Here is a 3,900-nt window from a genome sequence, read left to right as displayed (position 1 = left end):
CCGCGTGCTGGCCGCCCACGCGGCCGGCCTCGGCGGCGGCAGGCGTGCGCGCCCGGCCCGCCGGGCCGTCCGGTCCCCGCGTGTCGCTCCCGGTGTCGCCGCCCGTGCGGTGGGGGCGTCGGGAGAGGTGGTCGAGGACACGCGTGAGCGTCGGGCTCATCGGTCCCTGGCGCCCGTCGCTCTGGCGCACGCCCAGGTCGTCGAGGACGCGGTGCAGCCGGGCCGCCTCCGTACGCCACTTCCGGTCGACGACCTCCTCCGGGTAGTGCTGCCAGTCCACCGGCGCCCAGTCCGGTCCGCCCTCCGCAGGGCCGCCGTGGAAGAGACGGGCCGCGAGGAGGGAGGCGGCCTCGTCGATCGTGCCGGGCTCCTCGAGAAGGTCGCAGGCGGGCCGCTCGCCGAGGCGCGACGCGTACCCCTCCGCAAGCCGGTCGCGCCGGGACAGCTCCGTCAGCGCGGAGACCACGCCCGCGTCCAGCCGGGCGGGCCAGCGGCCCATCCGCCAGGCAGGCAGGGCCACGCGCGTCAGCAACCTGTCCCACCCCGCATAGGCGAGGCCGACCTGCTCCTGGGCGACGATCCGCAGCCCGTAGTCCACAGCCTGTGCACGCTCGGACGCGGCCGCGGCGACGCCACGCTCCATCAGGGAGGCGTGCTCGCCGCAGGCACGAAGCAGGAGCCGGGCGATCCTGCCGACGGGGGCGAGCGCCGCCCTGCGTATCGGGTGCAGGCCGGGCCGGTCCGCGACGGCCACCGCCGCGTCCAGTCCCCGCACGAACCTGCGTGCCGCGGCTATGTCGGGCTGAACCGCGGAGCCCGTACCCGCGACGACAGGTGCGAGCACGGCCCGCAGCTCGGCGATCCTCATCCACCACAGGAAGGGCGAACCCACCACCAGCACCGGCGCGACGGTCTCCGCGCGACGCCCACGCAGCCCCCGCCCGGCGCCGAGGCCCCGGGCGGCCGGCGGCGCGTGCGCGGGATGCGTGCGGTCCTCCAGCCAACTGTCGCAGTCCGGCGTCAGGGCTATCGCGGACGGCGGCGGGACGCCCAGCCGCTCGGCCAGGTCGCGCACCATCCGGTACAGATCGGGGGCGGACGTCTCCGCGACGGCGACCGTCGGGCTGAGCGCCGGCTTCGCCCGCGCCACCACGGCCGTCACGGCTCCCGCCAGCACCAGTGCGGCCACGGCGAGGCCGCAGACCGCCCAGCGGGCGACGTCCCAGCCGCCACCGCTCAGCCGCCCGGTGCCCGCGGCGACCAGGAGGACGACCGCGACCGCCGCGGGCAGCAGGGCGACGGCCAGGCCCCTGCCCCGCACGCGCAGCACGGCCAGTGCCCGGGCACGCGCGAACCGGGCGCCCGCCTCGTCGCCGGCGGCACCGGAATCATCGGCGCTGAAACTGGACACGGTTGGACCTCACCCCCCTTTGCCCGCGGTGGTTGCTCATTCCCCCACTGTGGCACCCGCCACTGACATCGCAATGCCGGTGGGCCAAGTGCCGGAATGCCTGCGCCGCACCATAGTTGGGGCCTGGGCGACCGTCACACGGTTGGCTCACCCGTCACCCGATGGAATGGCTTTGGGTAAAGGTGCTGGCATATTGCCGCCGAGAGGTTCCGCGATACGACAAAGCCTCGATACGACAATCAGTACGCCACTCGCGCCCCTGAAGGGCCCGGGGCCACCGAGGCCGCCGATACCGGCCGGACCGGGCCGGACCGTAGACGGGCGGAGCGAACCTGAGAAGTGCGGGCCGGGCCGGAAAAGGCGGACCGAACCAGACCCGACCGAACTAGACCGGACCGGGCCGGAGAAACGCGGCCTCCCGGGCGGGCAGGGCGGGTCGCGTACGCGAAAGGCGCCCGGCACCGCGGGGTGCCGGGCGCCGTGCGCCGCCTTCTCGTCCGGTGCCGGAGGCGCGTCAGCCCTCGGCCGCGGTGCGGGCGATGTCCGTCCGGTGCTGGGAGCCGTCCAGGCCGATCCGCGCCACGGCCGCGTACGCCCGCTTCCTGGCCTGCGCGAGATCGCTGCCGGTGGCCGTCACGGACAGCACGCGCCCGCCGGCGCTCAGGACCCGGCCGTCCTCTGCGCGGGTGCCCGCGTGCAGGACGTACGCGTGCGGAGCGTCCTGCTCGGCGACGTCCCTCAGGCCGTCGATCGGGTCGCCGGTGCGCGGCGTGCCCGGGTAGTTGTGCGAGGCGACGACGACGGTGACTGCGGCGTCGTCGCGCCAGGTCAGCGGCGGCAGCGCGGCCAACTCGCCCACCGCGGCCGCGTGCAGCACGCCCGCGAGCGGCGTCCTCAGCCGGGCCAGCACGACCTGCGTCTCGGGGTCGCCGAACCGGGCGTTGAACTCGATCACCCGCACCCCGCGCGAGGTGATCGCGAGCCCCGCGTAGAGCAGACCGGCGAACGGCGTTCCCCGGCGCCGCAGTTCGTCCACGGTCGGCTGGAGCACGGACTCCAGGACCTCGTCCACAAGCTTCGGATCGGCCCACGGCAGCGGCGAATAGGCGCCCATTCCGCCGGTGTTGGGGCCCTCGTCACCGTCGAGGGCGCGCTTGAAGTCCTGCGCGGGCTGGAGGGGCACCACGGTCGTGCCGTCGGTGATCGCGAAGAGGGAGACCTCGGGGCCGTCGAGGAACTCCTCGATGACGACGCGGCCGCAGGCGATCGCGTGCTCCCGGGCGGCGGAGAGGTCGCCCGTGACGACGACGCCCTTGCCGGCCGCCAGACCGTCGTCCTTGACGACGTACGGCGCGCCGAACGCGTCGAGCGCGTGGTCGATCTCCTCCGGCGTGGTGCAGACGTAGCTGCGGGCGGTCGGGACGTTGGCCGCCGCCATCACGTCCTTCGCGAACGCCTTCGACCCTTCGAGTTCCGCGGCCTCCCGGCTCGGCCCGAAGCAGGGGATGCCCGCGTCGCGCACGGCGTCCGCGACGCCCGCCACCAGCGGGGCCTCGGGTCCCACGACGACGAGCCCGGCCTCCAGCTCGGTCGCGAGACGGGCCACGGCCGCGCCGTCGAGTGCGTCGACCTGGTGCAGCTCCGCCACCTCGGCGATACCGGCGTTGCCGGGCGCGCAGTGCAGAGCGGTCACGTCGGGGTCGAGGGAGAGAGCGCGGCACAGGGCGTGTTCGCGGGCGCCGCCGCCGATGACAAGGACCTTCACGGACGCCAGCCTATCCGGCGCACGCACCCGGGCCTCGGCCTGTCCGACCGGCAGACGGACGGACTGGGCGGGCAGAGCAGCGGAACTCAAGGGCGCCAGAGCTACGGCCGGGCAGACGGACAGCTTGAGGGCTGAAGGTTGCCGGGTCCGCTTGCGGGCTGAGGGCTGAGGGTTGCGGGTCGCGGGCCGACGGTTGCCGGGTCCGCTTGCACGCCGCCTGGCCGGCTTGCGGGCCGCAGGCCGACTCGCCGGCCGTCGCGTCGGCGCCTGGCGGCCCGGCCGGCGTGCGGATCACCGGGCCGGGGCCACGGCCGGGGCACTCCGGCTACGCGGCGGCGCAGGCGGCCTGCCGTATGGGCCGGCTACTCGTTGTTGTACTCCTCGACCACCGTCGCCCCGAGTTCCCGGACGATCAGGTCGTGGCCGGAAAGCGCGGAGTCGACCAGGTCGGGGTCGTCCTCCTCCGGGATGTCGTCCTCGATGGAGACCGGCGGCCTGGCGGGGGGCGCGGACGGCGCCGGCGCGGCGCGGGGCGGCTGCGGTGCCTGCGAGGCCCGCCCCGCCGGACCCGGCTGTCCGCCGGGAGCGCCGCCACCGGGCCCGCCGCCCGGTCTGCTGTCCGCTCCCGCCGAGGAGCCCCCGCCCGGATGCTGCGCCGACGCGGACCGCGTGGCGTCGTACCCCCCTTGCCCGCCCTGCCCCGCGGCGCCGAAGCCGGAGCCCG

2 protein-coding genes and 1 pseudogene are annotated in these 3,900 nt (G+C 75.8%); all 3 read right to left on the bottom strand.

Features of this window, described 5'->3' with window-relative positions:
• The coding region (locus L1885_RS25025; protein WP_235799441.1) for a M48 family metalloprotease at positions 1 to 1,411 on the bottom strand (1,411 nt) is incomplete at its 3' end.
• A 514-nt stretch (positions 1,412 to 1,925) separates the two neighbouring features.
• Positions 1,926 to 3,176 carry a phosphoribosylamine--glycine ligase gene (gene purD, locus L1885_RS25020; protein WP_235799440.1) on the bottom strand — a complete coding sequence of 417 codons (1,251 nt, stop codon included), beginning with the start codon at positions 3,174 to 3,176 and terminating at the stop codon, positions 1,926 to 1,928.
• Between the two features lie 362 nt (positions 3,177 to 3,538).
• Positions 3,539 to 3,900, bottom strand: a pseudogene (locus tag L1885_RS25015) (DNA polymerase III subunit gamma and tau); the annotation flags it as partial.

Origin of the sequence: Streptomyces fuscigenes (assembly GCF_021556455.1) — a bacterium.
Lineage (GTDB): Bacteria > Actinomycetota > Actinomycetes > Streptomycetales > Streptomycetaceae > Streptomyces > Streptomyces fuscigenes.
The sequence above is the reverse complement of the archived record's forward strand: the minus strand, read 5'-3'. Positions and strand labels throughout refer to the sequence as shown.